General features: G+C 70.1%; 18 protein-coding genes. 9 read left to right on the plus strand and 9 right to left on the minus strand.

Translation table 11 applies throughout. The annotated features are described in order from the left end of the window. Window positions 1-7: 7 nt before the first annotated feature. On the minus strand, window positions 8-1381 hold the full coding sequence (locus E1294_RS16830) for a CDP-alcohol phosphatidyltransferase family protein (protein ID WP_281284444.1): 1374 nt from the start codon (window positions 1379-1381) through the stop codon (window positions 8-10). Between the two features lie 163 nt (window positions 1382-1544). Between E1294_RS16830 and E1294_RS16835 the strand changes: the two genes are divergently transcribed. Then, on the plus strand, window positions 1545-2819 hold the full coding sequence (locus E1294_RS16835) for a bifunctional cytidylyltransferase/SDR family oxidoreductase (RefSeq protein ID WP_132509464.1): 1275 nt from the start codon (window positions 1545-1547) through the stop codon (window positions 2817-2819). A gap of 26 nt (window positions 2820-2845) precedes the next feature. Then, window positions 2846-4579, plus strand: coding sequence for a CDP-glycerol glycerophosphotransferase family protein (locus tag E1294_RS16840; RefSeq protein WP_246083064.1), 1734 nt, complete (start codon window positions 2846-2848; stop codon window positions 4577-4579). A 6-nt stretch (window positions 4580-4585) separates the two neighbouring features. Here E1294_RS16840 and E1294_RS16845 read toward each other — a convergent pair whose 3' ends face one another. Continuing rightward, window positions 4586-5602, minus strand: coding sequence for a glycosyltransferase family 2 protein (locus E1294_RS16845; RefSeq protein WP_132509465.1), 1017 nt, complete (start codon window positions 5600-5602; stop codon window positions 4586-4588). 82 nt (window positions 5603-5684) lie between these two features. On the opposite strand from E1294_RS16845, the gene E1294_RS16850 reads away from it, so the two are divergent. From E1294_RS16850 to E1294_RS16870, 5 genes are all read left to right on the plus strand, one after another. Continuing rightward, window positions 5685-7124 (plus strand): LCP family protein, encoded by a 1440-nt coding sequence (locus tag E1294_RS16850; protein ID WP_132509466.1) that lies wholly within the window; start codon window positions 5685-5687, stop codon window positions 7122-7124. 33 nt (window positions 7125-7157) lie between these two features. After that, window positions 7158-7505, plus strand: a complete 348-nt coding sequence (locus E1294_RS16855; protein ID WP_132509467.1) for an STAS domain-containing protein — start codon at window positions 7158-7160, stop codon at window positions 7503-7505. Between the two features lie 39 nt (window positions 7506-7544). Next, complete coding sequence (locus E1294_RS16860; RefSeq protein WP_132509468.1) at window positions 7545-8435, plus strand: GNAT family N-acetyltransferase; 891 nt, start codon at window positions 7545-7547, stop codon at window positions 8433-8435. Beyond that, entirely contained in the window at window positions 8432-9271 is an 840-nt protein-coding gene (locus E1294_RS16865) for an LLM class flavin-dependent oxidoreductase (protein ID WP_132509469.1), read from the plus strand. The genes E1294_RS16860 and E1294_RS16865 overlap by 4 nt, the downstream gene beginning before the upstream one ends. A 111-nt stretch (window positions 9272-9382) precedes the next feature. Next, on the plus strand, window positions 9383-10114 hold the full coding sequence (locus E1294_RS16870; RefSeq protein ID WP_132509470.1) for a hypothetical protein: 732 nt from the start codon (window positions 9383-9385) through the stop codon (window positions 10112-10114). Window positions 10115-10132: 18 nt separating this feature from the next. Here the strand turns inward: E1294_RS16870 and E1294_RS16875 are convergent, their stop codons facing one another. From E1294_RS16875 to E1294_RS16900, 6 genes are all read right to left on the minus strand, one after another. Beyond that, window positions 10133-10957: a hypothetical protein gene (locus tag E1294_RS16875; RefSeq protein WP_132509471.1), complete on the minus strand. Its 825-nt coding sequence runs from the start codon at window positions 10955-10957 to the stop codon at window positions 10133-10135. A gap of 155 nt (window positions 10958-11112) precedes the next feature. Further along, complete coding sequence (locus E1294_RS16880; protein WP_132509472.1) at window positions 11113-12252, minus strand: hypothetical protein; 1140 nt, start codon at window positions 12250-12252, stop codon at window positions 11113-11115. A 132-nt stretch (window positions 12253-12384) separates the two neighbouring features. After that, on the minus strand, window positions 12385-12777 hold the full coding sequence (locus E1294_RS16885) for a VOC family protein (RefSeq protein ID WP_132509473.1): 393 nt from the start codon (window positions 12775-12777) through the stop codon (window positions 12385-12387). A 12-nt stretch (window positions 12778-12789) separates the two neighbouring features. After that, window positions 12790-12999: a hypothetical protein gene (locus E1294_RS16890; RefSeq protein ID WP_132509474.1), complete on the minus strand. Its 210-nt coding sequence runs from the start codon at window positions 12997-12999 to the stop codon at window positions 12790-12792. Window positions 13000-13026: 27 nt separating this feature from the next. Further along, window positions 13027-13464: a cysteine peptidase family C39 domain-containing protein gene (locus E1294_RS16895; protein WP_132509475.1), complete on the minus strand. Its 438-nt coding sequence runs from the start codon at window positions 13462-13464 to the stop codon at window positions 13027-13029. Window positions 13465-13594: 130 nt separating this feature from the next. Next, entirely contained in the window at window positions 13595-14284 is a 690-nt protein-coding gene (locus E1294_RS16900) for a C39 family peptidase (protein ID WP_132509476.1), read from the minus strand. 176 nt (window positions 14285-14460) lie between these two features. On the opposite strand from E1294_RS16900, the gene E1294_RS16905 reads away from it, so the two are divergent. Next, the gene (locus E1294_RS16905) at window positions 14461-15447 is read left to right on the plus strand and encodes an AraC family transcriptional regulator (RefSeq protein ID WP_132509477.1); all 987 of its coding nucleotides are present in this window, start codon (window positions 14461-14463) and stop codon (window positions 15445-15447) included. Window positions 15448-15486: 39 nt separating this feature from the next. On the opposite strand, the gene E1294_RS16910 is transcribed toward E1294_RS16905, so the two are convergent. Beyond that, window positions 15487-17007 (minus strand): nitrilase-related carbon-nitrogen hydrolase, encoded by a 1521-nt coding sequence (locus tag E1294_RS16910; protein WP_132509478.1) that lies wholly within the window; start codon window positions 17005-17007, stop codon window positions 15487-15489. 456 nt (window positions 17008-17463) lie between these two features. Between E1294_RS16910 and E1294_RS16915 the strand changes: the two genes are divergently transcribed. Beyond that, window positions 17464-18270, plus strand: a complete 807-nt coding sequence (locus E1294_RS16915) for a PDZ domain-containing protein (protein WP_132509479.1) — start codon at window positions 17464-17466, stop codon at window positions 18268-18270. Window positions 18271-18292 lie beyond the last annotated feature (22 nt).

An 18292-nucleotide genomic window follows, 5' to 3' on the forward strand; every position in this document is an offset into this window, starting at 1 on the left:
ACCGATGTCACCGTGCCGACCTCGCGATCCGTCCGCAGAGCTGGTAGAGGGCCGCCACGCCGCCCCAGCACAGCAGCGACAGGAACGTGACCCTGGCGTTCCAGCCGGCGGCGGTGATGGCGATCAGGGCGGTGCGCTCGCCGATGGGCAGCACGATGATCTTCTTGAGCCAGCGCGCCGCGGTGTCGCGTTCGAGCCGCTGGGCGAGGCCGAGCACGCCCCTGGCGCGGCGGGCGTCCTCCGACTCCAGCAGGGAGCGGGCGGGCCGGCCCCACAGGGCGCCGACGCGGGCGGCGTCGGCCGCGGCTCCCGCGTACGTGTAGTCGACGGCGTGCCGGACGATCTGGAGGATCATCGCGGCGACGGCGAGATACCAGATGCCGGACCCGCCGAACCCGGCGGCCAGGCCGATGTAGACCACGTATTCCTTGAGCCGGTCGGCCATGCCGTCGGCCCACGCGCCGAGCGGGGAGAACGTGCGGGTGTAGCGGGCGAGCTGTCCGTCGAGGCAGTCGAGCGCGAAGGACAGGTAGAGCAGCCCCGCCGCGGCCAGCCGCGCGCCCGGGGTGCCGGCGGAGAACCAGACGGCCGACAGCAGCGCCAGGCCGACGGAGACGCCAGTGACGGTGTTGGGCGTCAGCTTGAGCGTGGCGGCCGGCTTGATCAGGTGGCGGGTCCAGGTGGAGACGAAGTAGGTGGCGAAGAAGCCGTCGTCGTGCTTGACGGCGGTCTCGACCTTGACCTTGGCCTCGTCGACCTCGGCCAGCTTGGCCAGGGCGTTGTCCGCGGAAATCTGGCCGGTCACCCGGTCGGCGTGCAGCGGCCCGAGCGTCGCCGCGCGCACGGCCACGCCCGATCTGACCAGCCCGACGAGCAGCAGGTCGACGGCCTCGACCGGGGTGACGGGGCCGAGGCGGCCGGTGTCGGCCAGCTCGGCCAGCTCCTCCGCGATGTCGGCCAGCACGCCGAGGTCGGCCTCGGCCGCCTGGAGCAGGCCCCTGAACGTGGCGTTCGCCTCGGGGACCAGGTGGAACGAGCTGCCCGCGGCGACGACCTTGGCGCCTTCGACGCGTACGGGCGGCCGGAGCGGAGCAGCGGCCGTGTCGCGGCAGACCAGCGCGCCGGTGTCGTGGGCCGGGTGTTCGAGCAGCAGCGACAGCGCCTCGGTGTGGAGCACGAGGTCGCCGGGCAGCACGGCGACGGCGCCGGTGGCGGTGCGGGCGATCTTGGCCACCCCTCGCAGGTCGGCGCCGAGGCCGCCGCTGGGGGTCACCACCTGCACCTCGCGCACCGGCAGCGTGGCGAGCTGGTCGCTGAGCCGGTCGAGCAGCGTGCCGTCGGTGCAGGAGAGCCCGCATGCCGGGGTCGTGGCGAGGACCACGACCCCGGTATGAGGGCTGGTCGTGCCACCTCGCGTCATTGAGTCGGGCAAGGCACAGGTCTCCTCCCGGTCGGGTCGGGAGCGCGTGGGCACGTGGGTGCGTAGCCACAGCGTAGCGACAGGTCAGCGCGATATCACGGAACAGGACCGTTAGGCTCGCGGTATGACGTCACGGCTGCGGTCGGTTGGGGTGCTCCTCGCGGGCGGCGTGGGGCAGCGGTTCGGGCACGACACGCCCAAACAGCTCGTCGAGGTCGCCGGGCGGACGATCATCGAGCACTCGCTGGCGGCGTTCGAGCGCGCCCCCGAGATCGACGAGATCGTGGTGCTGATGACGCCGGGACACGCCGACCGGGTGCGCGAGATCGTCGCGCGGGGCGGCTACGGCAAGGTCAGCCAGGTCGTCGACGGCGGCGCGAGCCGCACCGAGAGCACCTGGCGAGCGCTGCGGGCGCTGGGCACGCAGGAGTGCAACGTGCTGCTGCACGACGCCGTGCGCCCGCTCGTGGAGCCGCGGATCATCGCCGCGTGCGTCAGGGCGCTGCGCGAGCATCCCGCCGTCAATGTGGCGATCCCTAGCTCCGACACGGTCCTGGTCGCCGAGCCGGTGCCCGGCGGCGAGGTGATCGGCGACGTGCTCGACCGGTCGCGGTTGCGGCGCAGCCAGACGCCTCAGTGCTTCCGGCTCTCGCTGATCCGCGAGGCCTACGAGCGGGCGATGGCCGATCCCGGCTTCGGCAAGCGGCCCGCCACCGACGACTGCGGCGTGGTGCTGCGCTACCTGCCCGGCGTCCCGATCCATCTGGTGCCGGGCAGCGAGCACAACATCAAGGTCACCCATCCGGCCGACCTGCACATCGCCGAGCGGCTCTTCCAGCTCGCCGCCAGGGTGCCGGCGGGCGGTCCGGGAGGGCTCGGCGGGCAGAGCGTGGCGGTCTTCGGCTCCGCGGAGATCGCGGAACTGGCCGCCGCCCGCGGCGCCCGGGTGCACGCCTTCTCCGAGGCTGGCGGGGTGCGCGTCGACGACGCCGACGCGGTGGCCAAGGCCCTCGACGGCGTGGGAGACGTCGACCACGTGGTGAACGCGGCGGTCGCCGGCCACGCGGGCGGGCTCGCCGAGGCCACCGCCGGAAGCGTCGCCGACGCGGTCAGCGTCAACCATCTGGGAGCGCTCAACGTGGCCCGCGCCGCCCGCCCGCACCTACGCGGCAGCCTGCTGCTGCACAGCCCGCCCGGTTCCGGGGCGCTGCACGCGGCCTCACGGTCCGCGGTCGCCGGGCTCACCCGGGCGCTGGCCCGCGAATGGGCTACCGACGGCATCCGGGTCAACTGCGTCAATACCGGCACGTCTCCGCACCTCATCGCGCAGACCTCGCTGGACATCCTCATCTCCGACCTATCAGGGCAAGTCATAGAGCCAGGCGTGGACGGCGCTTGACCTGAGGCTTGTTACCGTGCGATCACATGAGGAGACTCATCGTGATCGCGGCGCTGCTCGGCTGCTACCCCGTCCTGCTGGCGTCGGCCCTGTGGCCGGCGCCGGTGTTGTTCGGGGCCGTCGCCGCGGCCTCCTACCTGGTGGAGCGGGTGGCTCCGCGGGCCGGCAGGCCGCTGCCCGACCTGCTGTGCAAGATGCACCTCGGGCTCACGCTGCGCTTCGCGGCCCGGGAGACCATGGCGCTGCTGCTGGTGGCGCGGACGACCGGGCCCGACTCACCGTGGTTCCTGGGGATGGCAGCCGGCGTGTTCGCGATCCACGTCGTACGCGCCGGGCACGCGGGGCTGGCCCTGCGGCTCAAGCAGATGCTCAGCCGGATGCCGGTGACGACCCGCAACCTCGACGTCTCCGCGCTGCGCATCCCCAAGCTGCCGCCCCGCTTCCTGCGTGACGACCGCAGCGTGCGCTTCCTCTATCTCGACGCGCTGCCGGTGCTCGGCGCGGCGTTCGACGCCAGGATGGCGGCCCTGGGCGCGGGTCTGGCCGTCGTGCTCGGCGCCGCCGGCACGCTCGCGCTCATCCCGTACGTACGGCGCGCCGCCCCGCTCACCGACGGGGCGAGGGTCATGGAGGTCGTGGGCGAGCAGGTCGAGAGGTACCGCCCCGAGGTCATCCTGTACTTCTCCGGCGCCCCCGCGGCCGCCTACCAGGCCCGCATGTGGCTACCCGTGCTCGAACGCATCGACAGGCGCGCCATCGTCGTGCTCCGCGAGCGCGGCATGGCCGCCCATCTGGAGCCGACCACCCTGCCGATGGTGTGCTTCCCGTCGTCGGCCGACCTGATGAGCTTCCGCGCCCTGGCCGGCGCCAAACTGTGCCTGTACGTCTCCAACGCCGGCCGCAACGTCCACATGCTGCGCATCCCGACCCTGCGCAGCGCGTTCCTCAACCACGGCGACAGCGACAAGGAGGCGTCGTTCAACCCGTTCTCCCGGGTCTACGACGAGGTGTGGGTGGCCGGACCGGCCGGCCGCGACCGTTACCGGCGCGCCAGGGTCGGGGTCAGGGACGAGAACATCCACGAGGTCGGCAGGCCGCAGCTCGAGGGCATCGCGACGGAGGGGCCCGGGCTGCCGTACCGGACCGTGTTGTACGCCCCCACCTGGGAGGGCTGGAGCGACGACCTGCTGCACACGTCGCTGGTCAGCATGGGCCCGCGCATCGTGCGGGCGCTGCTCGACCACCGTCCGCGCCTGCGCGTGATCTACAAGCCGCACCCGCTGACCGGCCACCGCGACAAGAGCGCCATCCGGGCGCACCGGAAGATCGTCGCCATGATCGAGGAGGCCGAGCTGGCCACGTCGAAGGCCAGGCACCCGTCGGCGGCGGCCGGTGAGGCGCCGGCGATCAGGCATCTGATCGTCACCGGCTCCGAGCCGCATCTCTATGACTGCTTCAACGAGTGCGACATGCTCGTCACCGACATCTCCAGCGTCGTGGCCGACTTCCTGGCCAGCGAGAAGCCGTACGCGGTGACGAACGTGGCGGGCCTGCCGGAGCAGGCCTTCCACGAGCGTTACCCGAGCACCGAGGCGGGCGAGCTGCTCGGCCAGGACCTGGCCGGGCTGGCGGACTTCCTCAACGGGAAGGACACGCTGGCCCGGGCCAGGGTCAAGCTCAGGAGCTATCTGCTCGGGCCGGAATATCCCGATGCGCTGGCCCGCTTCAACGCCGCCATCGAGCGGGTGCTCGCGGGCTGAGCGGGGTCACCGCGGCGGCCTGGCCAGCTTCCTGGGGCTGGTGAGAAAGCCCCAGCCCCAGGAGCAGTGCATGCTGGCGTACACGATCGGCAGGCGCAGCTTCGCGGCGGCCGGCAGCCCGCTGCCCGTCAGCGCCGAGCCGGCCACGATGGCGAGCGCGTAGCCGCCGGGGACGACCAGCGCGAGCGGGAGGAACGGCGAGGCGGCCAGCGCGAGCAGCATGGCCAGCACCGCGGCGGGCGGCGCGAGATAGCGCAGGTTGATCGTGCCCTCGTGGGTGCGCGCGACCACGCGGCGCCAGCGGCCGTAGTGGAAATACTGCCGGGCCAGCGCCCTGACGTTGGGCCGCGGCCGGTAGGTGACCCGCATGCGCGGCTGGAACCACACCAGGCCGCCGCTCTGGCGGATGCGGTGGTTCATCTCCCAGTCCTGGGCGCGCTGGAAGTGCTCGTCGTAGCCGCCCACCCGGTCGAGCGCCGAGCGCCGGAACACGCCGAGGTAGACGGTGTCGGCCGGGCCCGCCGTGCCGCCCACGTGGAAGGCGGCGGCGCCCACGCCGATCTTGGAGGTCATGGCGCAGGCCACGGCCTGCTCGAACGGCGTGACGCCCTCGGCCGCCATCACTCCGCCGACGTTGTCGGCGCCGGTCTCCACCAGCGTCTCGACCGCCACGCGCAGGTAGTCGGAGGGCAGCATGGCGTGCCCGTCGACCCTGGCGATGATGCCGTTGCGCGATGCGGCGATGGCGGCGTTGAGCGCGTTGGGAGTGCGGCCCGTGGGGTTGGGCACGACGGTCACCCGTGGATCGGCCGCCGCGATGGCCTCGGCGACCTCCTGGGTGCGGTCTTGGGACGGACCCACGGCGAGGACGACCTCGATCTCACCGGGGTAGCTCTGGGCGAGGACCTGGTCGACGGCCTCGCGGAGATGCCGCTCCTCGTTGAGGACCGGCATGACGACGGAGATGGGGGGCCAGGCACGCGTCTCCGCGGGGGCGTGCGGCGAGTCGGGGAACTGCTTCATGGCGGGGCTCACGCTACTGTACGGGCAGGGGAGGAGGGCAATCGAAAGCCCGATCCTCCGGCGTGAACAGAGGGGGACTTGCATGCGCGAGCCGGGCGAGGAGGACGCCGGTGTGCTCGTGGGCGGAGACGCCTATGGCGGTGTCAAGCTCGCACCCGTCCGCACCCGCAGGCCGCTCAGGAGCGCCAAGGCCCGCCGCCGCAACGTGCTGATCGCGGGTTTCCTGTCCACGTGCGTGCTGGTCACGACCGGCGTGGTGTGGGCGACCCCGCGCCAGATCGGCACGGTCGACGCGGGCGTGACCGCGCCCTCCTCCCGCGGCGCCGAGAACATCCTGCTGGTGGGAGTCGACAAGCGCGACGACCTGACGCGCCAGCAGCAGAACCGGCTCAAGCTGGGCCGCGAGGCCGGGCAGCGCACCGACACCATGATGGTCATCCATCTGTCGGAAGACCACCGCAAGGTCACGGTGGTGAGCCTGCCGCGCGACACCTGGGCGACGATCCCCGGCAAGGGCAACCACAAGATCAACTCGGCCTACCAGTTCGGCGGGCCCAAGCTCGCCAGGCAGACCGTCGAGTCCGTCACCGGGCTGCAGATCAACCGCTACATCGAGGTCAACATCCTCGGCTTCATCGACGTCGTCGACTCCCTCGGCGGGGTCACCGTCTGCACGCCGGTGCCGATCAACGACCAGCGGATCGCGCTCGACCTGCCCGCCGGCACCCACAAGCTCGACGGCGTCCAGGCGCTCGGCTACGCCCGCACCCGCGCCACCGCCCGTTCCGACCTCGATCGCATCGACCGGCAGCAGCAGGTCATCTCCGCGCTGCTCAGCCGGGCGCTGAGCGCGGGCACGCTGGCCAACCCCGGCACGCTGGCCTCGTTCGTCAACTCGACGCTGAGCACGGTCAAGGTCGACCCCGACGACGGGCTGATCGGCCTGGCCACCCAGCTCAGGGACGTCTCGCTGGAGGACGTGAAGTTCGCCGAGGTGCCGCTGGCCGACGTCGACTTCGAGACGCCCACCGGAGAGTCCGCGGTGTTGTGGGACAAGGGGGCGGCCCGCGACATGTTCGCCAGGATCGACGCCGACCGCGACCTGGCCGCGCCCACCCCTTCGGCCGACGCCACGCCGTCGGCCAAGCCGTCTCCCATCCCGCCGGAGAGCGTCTCGCTCAGGATCAAGAACGGCACGCTGATCAACGGTCTCGGCGCGCGCACCAAGGAGGCGCTGGTCGCGTACGGGTTCAAGGTGCCCGGCCAGCCGGGCAACACCAGGCAGCACGACTACGAGAAGACCGTCGTGCGCCACGGCAAGGGCCAGGAGGACGCCGCGCGGGTGGTGGCCGACGCCATCCCCGGGTCCGAGTTGCGCGAGGTGGACATCAACGGCATCGAGCTGATTCTCGGCAGCGATCAGCCGAAGGTCCGGCAGAAGGGCTCGAAATCCATGCCGACCGCGAAGCCGAGCGTTACACCATCCACCAAAACGGCAATGCAGAACATATGTAAGAAATAGGCATATCTTTCTGCAGGTGGACGGGTGAGGCCCATGGTGGTCAGAAAGTGGCGGGAGGACCGCTGCACGGTCGTTCACATCGTGGGCGACCTTGACATGGCAGGGGCTCCAAGGCTGCAGGCCGAGCTGGAGCAGGCGATGGCCGCCGCCGACCCGCTCAATCTCGTCATCGACCTGACCGAGGCCCCCTTCTGCGACTCCGTCGGCCTGGGCGTGCTGGTCTCCACGTTCAACCAGGTCCATCAGCGGCACGGCCGCCTGATCCTCGTGGTCGGCCCCGGCATGATCCGCCACCTGCTGACGATCACCAACCTGGACCGCCATTTCGAGACCACAGAGTCGCTCGGCGAGGCGCGCACGGCCCTGGACGACGCCGCCTGACCCGCAGGCGGGCTTGATCCGCGGGAGGTGTGCGAGAAGATGTCATCGTGGGCACACCTGCGGGAGCCCCCCTTCGTGCGCATGGAGGCTTTCACGTTGTTCGACCAGTTCCCCGAGCCTGCCCGCTCCCAGCTGGTGTCCGCCTTCGACGAGGGCAAGACGCGGCCCGAGTGGTGCTTCACGGAAGGGCAGGCCCGCCTCGCTTACTGGGCGCCTTTTCCCGGCTCGGAACCGGTGATCACCTGGCAGTTCGACCCTGGGCCCGACCCCGTCGCCGCCGCCGGCCTGTTGCGCCGCAGCCTTGCGGAGATGGGGCTGAGCAAGATAATCCACGACATCCCCCTCAAACCCGGGCTATCCCCCGTCGTCGACCGCGCCGTCGAGCACGAGGCCCTGGCCCTGGCCGGCTTCACCATGGAAGTCGAGCGGCTCATGCTCGAATGGGCGGCGGGCACCGACCTGCCCGACGACCCCGGCCGGCTGGTCTACCACCCCGCGCGCCGCATGAACCCGTCATACGTGCTCGACATCCTCATCCGCGTGTCCGAGGGCTCGCTCGACCACGACACCCGGGTCGAGGTGGCCACCGTGGGAGCCGAGCGCGAGGCCCGATGGATGTACGACGACCTGATCAACCGCAAGGCCAAGCCCGACTGGTTCGTCATCGGCTACCTGGGCGGCACACCCGTCGGGCTGGTGGCCCCCGACGACCACTCCATCGCCTACATCGGGGTGCTCCCGGAGCACCGCGGCCACGGCTACGTCAACGACCTGCTGGCCAAGGGCACCCGCACGCTCGCCGAGGCCGGCGTGCCGCGCATTGTCGCGGCCACCGACGCCGCCAACGTCCCGACGGCCGGCGCGTTCCTGCGCGCCGGATACTCGGAGGTCGGCCGGCTCTACCGCTACTACTGGAGAACATCATCATGAGGCTTGGAGTCGTGTTCGACCGGGACCTGCCGCCCGAGCAGCTGATCCCGTTCGCCGGAGAGCTCGACGGCACCGCCGTCGACGACCTGTGGGTGGTGGAGGACCTCGGCTGGACGGGCGGCGTCTCGGCGGCGGCCACCGCGCTCGCCGTCACGTCCCGGCTGCGCGTCGGCATCGGCATCACCCCCGCTCCCCTGCGCAACCCGATGGTGCTGGCGATGGAGCTGGCCAACCTGGCCCGCATGCATCCCGGGCGGCTGGCGGCCGGCATCGGGCACGGCGTAACCGGCTGGATGCGCCAGGTGGGCGCCGCCGTTCCCTCGCCGCTGTCACTGCTGGAGGAGACGATCACGTCCGTACGCGCGCTGCTGCGCGGCGAGACGGTCACCCTGCACGGCCGGTCCGTGCGTCTCGACGGCGTGTCGCTGGTGCACCCGCCGGCCGAGCCGCCGCCCGTGCTCGCCGGGGTGAAGGGCCCGCGCTCGCTGGCGTTGTCGGGACGGGTCGCGCAGGGCACGATCGTGCCCGAAGGCATCGGTCCCGCGCAGTTGCCCGGCGTCCGGTCGCAGATCGGCGGCGGCCCGGATCACGAGCTCGTGGTCTTCACCTACCTGCACACGGGGGCCGGCATCGCCGAGGCGGTCGAGGAGACGGTGGCCGGGCAGGCGGAGTTCCTGGGGGTCTCGCCCGCGGACGTGGTGATGGCGACCGGGACACCCGAGGAGGCGGCGGCACAGGTCAAGAGCCTGTGGGCGGCCGGCGCCGACACGGTCGCGGTGCGCCCGCTGGGGTCCGGCCCGCTGCGCCACGTCAACGGGCTGTTGTCGGCCCTTTGACGCGGCCGGTGAGCCGCTTCGGCCGAACTGGCCGAATGGCCGATGGGCCGCCGACCATGGTCGCTCCTACGGCCGATGGCGGGCGAGTGGCGCTCGGCCACCATCGTCCCTATGAGACAGATCACCTTGTCAGCGGCCTGCGCGGCGGCTGTGGCCCTGGCCGTGACGGGCTGCGGCGTGGAGCTCGACGCCGCGGAGGCACACTCCGCGGAGTCGTTCGCCTTCACCGGGGCCGAGTTGAGGATCCGGTCGTCCCTGGGTGGCGTGCGCGTGCTCCAGGGAGCCGGAGGGCGGGTCGAGGTGGAGCGGTGGGTGCGCGGCAAGGCCGCTGACGAGGGCAACGCCACCTGGTCGCTGCGCGACGGCACGCTCCGCCTCAGCGCCGACTGCACCATGATCATGGGCGACTGCGGCGCCCGCCACCACGTCCGCGTCCCGCCCGGCGTGAAACTGTCGGTCGAAGCGGCCGACGGCGTCATCCTCCAGGGTCTCACCCAGGACGTGGACGTGGTGAGCCGCGACAACATCCAGGTGACGGGCGCCTCCGGACGGCTGCGGCTGCGCAGTGAGGGCCCGATCACGGCCGAGGGCCTGACGTCGGACGCGGTCAGGTGCCGGACGCGTGACGGGCAGATCGACGTGGCGTTCGACCGCCCGCCCACCGACCTCGACCTGCTCTCACACGAGGGCAGGGTGACCGCGAAGGTGCCCCACGGCTCGTACGCGGTCACGGCCGCGAGCAAGGAGGGCCGCGAACGCACCACGGTCAAGCGCGCGGCCGGGAGCCCTCGCACCATCGTCGCCCGCAGCGGGTCGGGAGACGTCCGCGTGCTCGCCAAGTGAGCGCGGCGGGCCCCTGTCCTACTCCCAGATGGCGGCGTACTTGCCGTTCTCGGCGTTCACCTGAACGGGGCGCAGCCCCCGCTCCTTGAAGGTGTTGAACCGCTGCTGGTAGCCGGCCGCGGACATGTCGATGTAGTGGGCCCAGGACTTGCGCCCGTCCTTACGCCACACGGCCGCGTACGTGCCATCGGGCGCCACCGACACCTTGACCGGCCGGAAACCCTGGCTCTTCTTCTCGGCGAAGTGCTCCTCGTGGCGCTCCCGCGACATGCCGAAGGTGTACTTCCAGGTCCCGCCGGGATTGGCGGTCCACACGCCCACGTAGCGGATGTCGCCGGGGGTGCCGTAGGCGTCGACGGAGGAGAGCGCGAGCCCCTGGGCGGCGGCCTGCTTGTTGGCGGCGCTGAACCGGGCGGGCGTGAGGTTCGACTTGGTGAGGAACTTCGTGTTCCTCTTCTCCCAGATGGCGGTGAACACGGCAGAGGAGCCCGAGCCCGTGGCGGAGACGGAGACCGGCTGCGCTCCCTGCCTCAAGGCCGCATCGAACTTCGCCTGGAACTCAGCGTGCGACATGCCCTGCCAGATGCCCCACTCCGGGGCCGAACCGCCCTTGATCCACACGGCCGCGTAGCGCTCTCCGTCGGAGACGTTCACCGTGATCGGCCGGTATCCGCGGCTCTTGAGCGTTTTCACATGCGCCACGCTCTGTGCCGGGGTGACACCGTGGTAGGCGTACCACGCCGGCGCCGCCTGGGCTCCGGCCGCGGGAGCCACGGCCACGGCCGGAGCGGCGAGCCCGGCTACCACGGATGCGACGACTGCGATCTTCCTCTTGGTCCGCATGACCCTCCCCAGACAAGGTTTTTTACCAGATCTTTAAGACGAGGAGAGACCATAACAGGGGATAGGTGCGGACCGCCGCCGAATGCGGCGAGCTGCGCACAAGAGTGGACGCAGGGTTAAGTGTCGGGTCATCCTCGGGCAAGAGTGCGGCGGGCTCAGCCGGCCTTGGTGAAGGGCGTCGGCACCTGGCCCGTCCAGCGGTAGAGCTCGGCGTGCCCGGTGTGCTTGGTCTCGCCGTCCTCCGTGATCGTGCCGGCCCTGGACGCGTAGTAGCGGCCCCGGCCGAGCGAGATCAGGCCGTACTCGCCGGTGAACTCCCACCCGCGCACGCCCGACTCCTCGTGCTCCAGCCCGCCCGGCGCCAGGGCGAGCAGGTTGCCCTGCTCGGGCTCCGGCTGGCCGACGATCTCACCCTTCCTGGGCTGCTCGTCGCCCTTCACCATGAAGAAGGAGTAGTTGGGGAACTGCGGCTTCTTACCCTTGTACACGGCCATCATCCAGTTGCCGGTGTGGTCGTCGTACTCCAGGTTCTGCACGCCGTAGGTGGTGTTGCCGGTGTGGACGAAGTATTTCCCGTCCACCTTCTCGGGGCCGCTGGTGTGCGGGTCGCTCTCGGTGAGCGGCTTCTCGTACTTCTTCCACTGGCTGATGTCGTACTGGAGGAGGACCTGGTGGTCGTTGTCCTCCCGGCCGACGTGGGAGTAGATGCCGTACGCGACGGTCAGCCGCTCCTTGCCGTGTTTCCTGCCGAACTCCGGCCCGAACGACACACCGTCGATGCCGCTGCACCCGTACCTGTGGTCGGGGGTCTCGGCGATGTTGCCGTCGAACTTGCCGTCGCCGTTCATGTCGGCGACATAGTCGTCGACGACCTCCTTGAGGTAGACGGTCTTGACCACGTCGTTGGTCTGCGCGTCCATGTTCATGCTGGTGATGCGGTCGGCGTCGAAGATCGCGATGTAGAACGACTCCTGCTCCTTGTACTCCAGGGAGCCGTACACCCGCCCGTCCTTGGCGTTGAAGTCAAGGTCGCCGAGATGCCCCGTGAATCCCGTCACCGAGCCGACCGGGTTGCCCTTGAGGTCGGTCTTGACGAGCAGGTTGGTGAAGGAGAAGTACATGTACCCCTTGCGCTGGTCGATGGCGATGCCCTGGACGTGGCCGGCGGTCCAGGCGCCACCGTAGATCTCCTTCGGGAGGTCCCGGGGACGGTCGGCGGGGGTGGCGGAGACCGCGGAGGAGAGCAGGCCGAAGGTGGTGGCGGCGGCGAGGGTGAGTGTCAGGACCTTGCGCATGATGCAGTACCCGTTTCCGGTTTAAGGATCAGACCGAAATCAGACGGTATACCGACCGGGTGCTGTTGTCTGACATTTACCTGAACCAGCCGTGAAGGGCTGACAAACTGCGCATTCATCGCCAAAGGCGAGCTATGCGGGCGTATCGGAGGCGACGAGTTCGACTTCGAACCCGTCGCGGTCCTCCAGGTAGGCGGCGTAGTGGTCGTTCCCGCCGGCATGGGGATGGCGGTCGGGGAACAGCAGGGTCCAGCCGTACGCCGACGCCTCCCCCACCAGCTCGTCGAGCCGGGACCGGCCGTCCACGTGGAAGGCCAGGTGGTTCAGGCCCGGGCGGCAGCGGTCGTGCCGGCCGGCGGTGAGCGCCGGCGACTGCTCCAGCACCACGTACGTACGCCCCGACCGCCAGCTACGGCCGTCGCTCCACTCCTGGTAGGGGGTGTAGCCGAGGGCCTGCAGCAGCCACTGCCAGCTCTCGGCGGCACGCCCCAGGTCGGGCACCCATATCTCAACGTGATGCAGCACCCGGGCATTAGATCAGAGCTTCTCGATGGAGTACATGTTCCAGCCCGGCTGCAGGGCCCTGGCCAGGGTGAAGGCGTTGACGGTGTGGGAGCCGCCGGTCGACCTGCTCGGGTCGTAGACGGTGATGGTGTTCGCCGGCTTGTCGTAGCCGTACGCGATGATCCTGTGGGGATCCTGGTGCCCTTGGCCTTGCCCTTGTTCCAGGGCAGGCGCTCCATCCACACCCCGGGCATCGGCGCCTTGCGGAAGTCACCCACGTTGGTGGAGACCCGGTTCATGAGCACCAGCGCGTTGCCGTCCCCGCTCCTCGGGACCGTGAACTTGTCGCCCTTGGACTTGACGTACGCATTGAGCCGGCGCGACGGCGTTGCCCCTGGTGCCGGAGGAGGTGGTCTTCATCTTCTTGGCCAGCGTCGACTGGCTGACCTTGATACCGAAGGTCGACAGGCTCATCGACGACGAAGCGGGTACGCCGTAATAGCCGTTCTGCTGCCGCTGGCCCTTGAGGCTGAGTACGCACCTCAGCGGGCTGAGCAGCCCCTTGGGCGCGGCGGTCGCGGTGGAGGTGGCGACCGGCGTGGGAGTGCCGCTCGGAGGCGGGGCGGTGGGGGATGCGTGGGCCGGCGCCAGAGAGGTGAAGCACAGAGCGCCCACGGTCACGGCGAAACCGGCGACGGTCCCTGTCATGCGGTTGATCACGTGATCCCTCCGCGTGTGCATGCAGAAAGCCGACAACGAGTAGGGACCGCAGCTTAGGTACCACAGGCGTGCGAACAGTTACCATTGCCAACGATTGGCCGAAACCGTGGGGTTCAGGTCAGCGCTTCGAGATGTAGTACATGTTGCCGCCCGGCTGGAGGACCTTGGCCAGGGTGGAGGCCTTGATGGTGTGGGAGCCGCCGGTCGGCTTCCAGGGGTCGTAGACGGTGATGGTGTTCGCCAGCTTGTCGTAGCCGTACGCGATGATCGCGTGGCCGACCTTCGAGCCCTTGACCTTGCCCTTGTTCCAGGGCAGCTGCTCCATCCACACCGCGAGCACCGGCGCCTTGCGCATCTCCCCCACATTGGTGGAGACCCGGTTCATGAGCGCCAGCGCGTTGCCGTCGGCGTCGGTCGGGCTCGTGACCTTGTATCCCTTCGACTTGAGGTACGTGTTGATCACAGGCAGGGCGTACTTGCCCTTGGTGCCGCCGGAGGCGGTGGTCTTCATCTTCTTCGCCAGGGTCGACTGGCTGACCTTGACGCCGAAGGTCGACAGGCTCATCGACGACGAAGCGGGCACACAGTAGTAGTTGGTCTTCTGATACTGGCCTTTCAGGCTGACCTTGTACTTGAGCGGGCTGAGCAGGCCCTTGGTGCTGGCGGTCGGAGTCGGGCTTGCCGTGGGGATGGAGGTGGGGCTGGGCGTGGGGGTCGCGGGAGAGGCGTGAGCCGGCGTCAGAGAGGTGAAGCACAGAGCGCCCACGGTCACGGTGAGGCCGACGGCGGTCCCTGTCCTGCGGTTCATCACTTGATCGCTCCATGTGTGCACACATACGACTGACAGTGGTCAAGGACCGTAGTTGAGTTGTCAAAAGAGTGCAAACAGTGACGGTTGGTGACGATGAGGCGAAGTGCCAACGAGTCTCCGCTGTCCGGCGGGCCGTCTGTTAGCGTCGTTCGTGCAGCGAGAGGGTGGTGCACATGTCGGCGAACGGCGTGGCGATCCAGTTCGTCCGTGCGGCCGTCGCCTCCGCGGAGACGACCGATCTCGACATCAGGCGCGCGCTGCCCGCGCTGACGCGGCCCGGCGTCACCCACGTCGGCTGCGCCCAGACGGTCGAGGTGATGCGGGACCTGTGGCGGCACAGCGACGACGAACTGCTCAGGCTCGGGCCGCGGCCGATCCCGCCCGGCACCTTCCGGATGATCTCGCTGGGGCTGATCCACGCGCCCGACCTGCGGGCCGCGCTCGAGCGCATGACCGAGTTCGCGTCGATCACCACGGGCTTCTCACGCAGCCGCCTCGTCGTCGACGGCGCCACCTGCCGGATCGAGATCGCCGCCGAGCCTGGCGGCCGCGTCCCGCCGTTCGCCGCCGAGATCATGCTCGCCCTCGTGCACCGCTTCCCGGCGTGGCTCGTCGCGCGGCGGATCGCGCCGTCCCGGCTGGAGTTGCCCTTCCCCGAACCGGAGTATAGCGACGAATACCTGCCGGTCTTCGGCCGGATGCCGGTCTTCGACGCCCCTGCGGTCTCGATCAGCTTCGACGCCCGGCACCTCACGGCCCCCGTCGTACGGAAGGAAGCCGACCTGCTGCGCTACCTCCGCCGATGGCCGGCCGACCTGATCCTTCACCGCGACTACGGCACGACGACCTCCGCCCGCGTACGCACCGTCCTCGAACGCGGCGACACCACCGAATGGACGCGCGCCGACGACGTGGCCGCCAGGCTGTCGATCAGCCCTCAGCACATGCGCCGGCTCCTGCGGCAGGAGGGCACGTCGTTCCAGCGGATCCGGGAGGAGGTGCTGCGGGACATGGCCGTCGCGAGCCTGGAGCGCGGCAGGGAGTCGATCGAGGAGATCTCCTCCCGGCTCGGGTTCTCCGAGCCCAGCGCGTTCCGGCGGGCCTTCACGCGCTGGGTCGGCAGCCCGCCGGGCGAATACCGCGCCCGGCACACCGTCTGACCCTGGTTCGCGGCGCCCGGCACGCCGCCTGACCCGGGCCTACCACGTGCGGCGGCGGACGGCCAGGCCGGTCGCGACGGCCGTCCCGGCCAGGCACAACCAGGCGAAGGCGTCGCCGATCATCCGGTAGACGGTGGCGGTGCCGCGCACGGGCACGTCGGAGAAGACCACGTGCCGGTCGCCGCCCGCGTAGTCGTGCGCGGCGAGCACCCTGCCCTGCGGGTCGAACGCCCCCGACACTCCGAACTCGGCCTGCCGCACCATCGCGTACCCGTTCTCGATCGAGCGCAGGCCCGCCTTCTGGCTGTGCACCGGGCCGATCTCCGCCCAGTCACGTGCGGGCACGAGCATGATGTCGGCGTCCACGCGCATCAACTCGGGGAAGTCGGCGTCGAAGCAGATCACCGTGGCCAGCCGCCCGTACGGCGTCCGCGCGACCGGCACCACGCCGTCGCCTGGCGGGTAGAACTCCAGGCCGGGAATGGGATGAGCCTTGTTGTAGACCCAGACCTGCGTGCCCGCCGGGTCGTACAGGTAGGTGCGGTTGGCCGCGTACGGCGCCTGCGGCAGGACGACGGACACGGCGGCCTGCAGGTAGATCCCGCTCTCCCGGGCCACGGCGGCCACCTGGCTCAGGAACGCCTTCTCGTCGGCGGCCAGGACGCCGGCCGCCTGCTCGGACCACATCACGATCTTCGCGCCCGCCTGCCCCGCCTCCCGCGTCCTGGCCAGCAGGTTGGCGTTGACCTTGCCGAAGGCCGCCCGTACGGTCGCCTGGTCCTGTCCCGCCACCTGCTGCGGGGTGAGGTCCGCGCTGAGCGTGGCGCGCAGTTCGCGGGTGACCGACGTGTCCGGGCTGATGCCGGCGACCCGCACGGTGCCGCCGTCCGGCGGAAGGAACGCGAGCCGGGCCCCGCCGGCGAGCAGGGCGAGCAGGAGCACGACGGCGTGCGCGACCGCACCGCGGACCGCGTTCACCCGCAGACGGTTCTCCCAGAGGTGGTTCACCGTCGTCGCGAACCAGCCGATGAGGAAACCCACGCCGTACGGGCCGGTCACCGACACGACCTGGAGCAGCGCCAGGTCGTCGTGCTGGGTGGCGGCCGGCACGCCGAACGCGGTGCCGAAGGGGCTGAGCAGCGTCATCAGGAACTCGCAGGCCGCCAGCGCCGCCGGGAACAACAGCAGGGACGTGACGGTAGCCGCCCTCGGGGAGACGAGCCGGTCCACCACGTACGGCACGACGGTCAGGGTGCCCAGAGCGAGGATCCCCGCCACGACGATCACGGTCATCGGCACGGCGGTCTCGACCAACCAGAACACGCCCGCCAGCGCCGACGCCGCCCACACCACCGCGAGCCCGCTGAGGGCCGGGCCGGTCCGTACGAACCTCAGGAGGAAGACCGGGGACAACCAGGCCGCCACCGCGATGTCGAACCGGCCGTGGACGGCGAAGAGCCACAGCAGCGTCCCCGCTCCCAGCCAGGCCCACCGCCACCGATGTCCGTCAGGGACCGCCGGCACGGCATCGCTCCGCCGGTCGATCTGCTCTGTCCGCATCTGATCCTTCCCCGCCCTCGAAGCCTCCGGCCCGCGAACGCGCGGGACGGAGGTTCGACCAGTGCCTTGCGCGACGGGCCGATCCGGTCGCGGACCGACGCTAACCGCGGCACCCGCCCGAGGACTGTGACCCTGCCTCTCCACATTCATGACCGAACCGCTCCTCACCCGGCCAGGAATCGGGAAAGCCTCGCCAAAAGGGGATTTCGCGAAGATCTGGCAGGGGCCGGTCTACGACTGAGACTCACCGCCGGCTTCGCGGCCCGGCGCTTTCCGTCAAGGCGCTTTCAGCGGACCAGCGTGCCGTTCGACGTGCGCGAATGCGGTTTCCGGCGCCGGAATTAACGGGGCCTGAAGGAGACGTAAATCGACATTGAAGCGACCACTCTTAGCGTGTCGGCCACATCGGTTGAGCACCGCAGCAAGCATCGTACGCAACGGAAGAGGGCGTGCTTCATGGACCTGCATCCATGGGATCGTCGCGGCCGGACGATCGACTTCATCAGAAGTATTCGCGCTTCCCAGGAAGACCTCTGGGAACGGCTGTCGACACCAGCGGGCATCAAATCCTGGTTGCGAATGTCAGAGGTCGAGCTCGAACTGAAGGAAGGCGGTGCGTTCCGCTTCGCGTTGGAGACCCAGGGCCGGGCGAACGCCGCGGTGAGCCACGAGATCGCCGGCCGGGTCAAGGAGGCGATCCCCGGGTGGCTGCTGGCCCTGGAGTATCCCCTGCCCGCGAGCGGCGTCTGGACGGACCTGAGCTTCCAACTCCGGCCCTCCTACCCGGTTTTCCACCAGCACTATCCGGTCGAGTGCGATCTCTGGTTGATTCATTCCGGCTTTCCGCACGAGGGATTGGGCCTTTTCGAGTTCGACGGTCACCACCGGCACTGGCGCCAGCGTGTGCTCGATCTCGCGGTGGACATCGAGGGACGCCCGCCCCTGCCGCGACCGTCCTGCCTGTCGGGCCTCCAGTTCGTCGGCGGCGCCACCGGCATCGGCCTGCTGGTTTCGCAGGCCATCAAGGGTTCACCGGCGGATGTCGCCGGCATTCGCGAGGGCGACATCCTGGTCAGTGTCAACGGGATCCGGATGAACGCCCTGGACGACTTCCATGACTGGATCGACGAATGCGAACCGGGCGACGTCGGTGAGGTCCGGCTCCAGGACCGTACGGTGCGGCTGGCGACCGAAGACTACGAAACCGCTCGCCGGCGATTCCTGTTGCGGGCGGATGAGGACTGGGTGCCGGCCCGGCGATGACGGCGGGCGGGGCTCAATGAAA

Origin of the sequence: Nonomuraea diastatica (assembly GCF_004349015.1) — a bacterium.
GTDB lineage: Bacteria > Actinomycetota > Actinomycetes > Streptosporangiales > Streptosporangiaceae > Nonomuraea > Nonomuraea diastatica.